This is a genomic window from Sulfitobacter sp. G21635-S1, assembly GCF_027213915.1.
Lineage (GTDB): Bacteria > Pseudomonadota > Alphaproteobacteria > Rhodobacterales > Rhodobacteraceae > Sulfitobacter.
Genome location: NZ_JAPWGV010000068.1, coordinates 1 through 1279, shown reverse-complemented (window position 1 = coordinate 1279; position 1279 = coordinate 1). Strand labels below are relative to the sequence as shown.

Genomic DNA, 1279 nt, shown 5'->3' with positions numbered 1-1279 from the left:
AACGATCACTTGTTCGCTCAACTCGAACGCCTCGCTGACGAAAGCATGACCGCCGAAGATATCGACAAGGAGGTCAAACGCGCGGATGCCATGGTGTCGGTTGCGGATCAGATCACCGGAAACGCAGAGCTGCGGCTGAAGGCGGCAAAGCTCTATGCAGAGCATGGCGACAAAATCCTGCCTCACCTCCCGCAGATCGGAAACCGGAAATGAAAGGCCGGCGTCTGATCTATACGCCCGAGGAGCTGGCTTGGATCAAGGCGCGGTGCCGTGATGATCGCAAGGCCACTCACTCGGCATTCTGCGCCTTGTTCGGACGGGTGGATGTGTCACTCAGCAATCTGAATTCCCTGTGCAAGCGAAATGGCTGGCTGACCGGTCGCACCGGTCGCTTTGATCCTGGTCAGGTTCCGCCAAACAAAGGGAAGAAGATGCCATTCAATGAGAACCGGGCAAAGACGCAGTTCAAGAAAGGTCAGGTTTCGCACACCTTTCGGGGAGCAGGTCACGAACGCGTTGACAACAAAGATGGCTACATCGTGATGATCGTGGAAGAAACCAACCCCTGGACCGGGGCAAGGACCCGGCCGGTTCACAAACATCGCTGGCTCTGGGAGCAAAAGAACGGACCCGTTCCTGAGGGAATGGTTCTGAAATGCCGTGATGGGGACAAGACCAACACCGACCCGTCCAACTGGGTAGCTATCCCTCGCGCAATGCTTCCGCGCCTGAACGGGCGCTTCGGTCGTGGCTACGACGCCGCACCCGCCGAATTAAAGCCGGTACTGATGGCGACGGCCAAACTTGAGCATGCCGCGCGGCAAAAGAAACGGGGCTGACATGACCCCAATCACCATCCCGCAGATCAAGGAAGCCGTCGCCGCCTATTTTGGCACCACTGTGCTGGAACTGACCGGCCCGGAGCGGACGCAGATCGTTTGCGCCCGCCGTGCGGTGGCCTTCCGGCTCTGCAATGAGCTGACGGAGGTCTCCTACTTGCAGATCGGGCGGGAATTCGGCGGGCGGGATCATTCGTCTGTCTTGCGTGCCCTGACAAAGCCAATCGACCTGCAGCATCAGATCGCTTTTGATCGGCTGCGCGCGGACCTGATCCGGGGCACGTCCCATGACTTAGACACCGTGCTCCGCTGGCAGTTCAAATCCCGCCGGGAACCCGTCGAGCCGATGTTCGTCCGCAGGTACACAGCATGACCCGCTCTTTGCAAAAGCTGATCCATGTCGGGTGCCGCGAGCTTGGTCTGGACGCGGACGCGCGGCA

The 1279-nt window shown here is 59.5% G+C and carries 3 protein-coding genes; all 3 read left to right on the top strand.

All coding sequences use genetic code 11. The features are described from left to right. Positions 1-213: hypothetical protein (locus O4H53_RS26915; protein ID WP_269368071.1), on the top strand; the 213-nt coding region annotated here is incomplete at its 5' end. Beyond that, positions 210-839: an HNH endonuclease signature motif containing protein gene (locus O4H53_RS26910; RefSeq protein ID WP_269368069.1), complete on the top strand. Its 630-nt coding sequence runs from the start codon at positions 210-212 to the stop codon at positions 837-839. The genes O4H53_RS26915 and O4H53_RS26910, both read left to right, overlap by 4 nt. A gap of 1 nt (position 840) precedes the next feature. Continuing rightward, the gene (locus tag O4H53_RS26905; protein ID WP_269368067.1) at positions 841-1212 is read left to right on the top strand and encodes a helix-turn-helix domain-containing protein; all 372 of its coding nucleotides are present in this window, start codon (positions 841-843) and stop codon (positions 1210-1212) included. Positions 1213-1279: the final 67 nt, after the last annotated feature.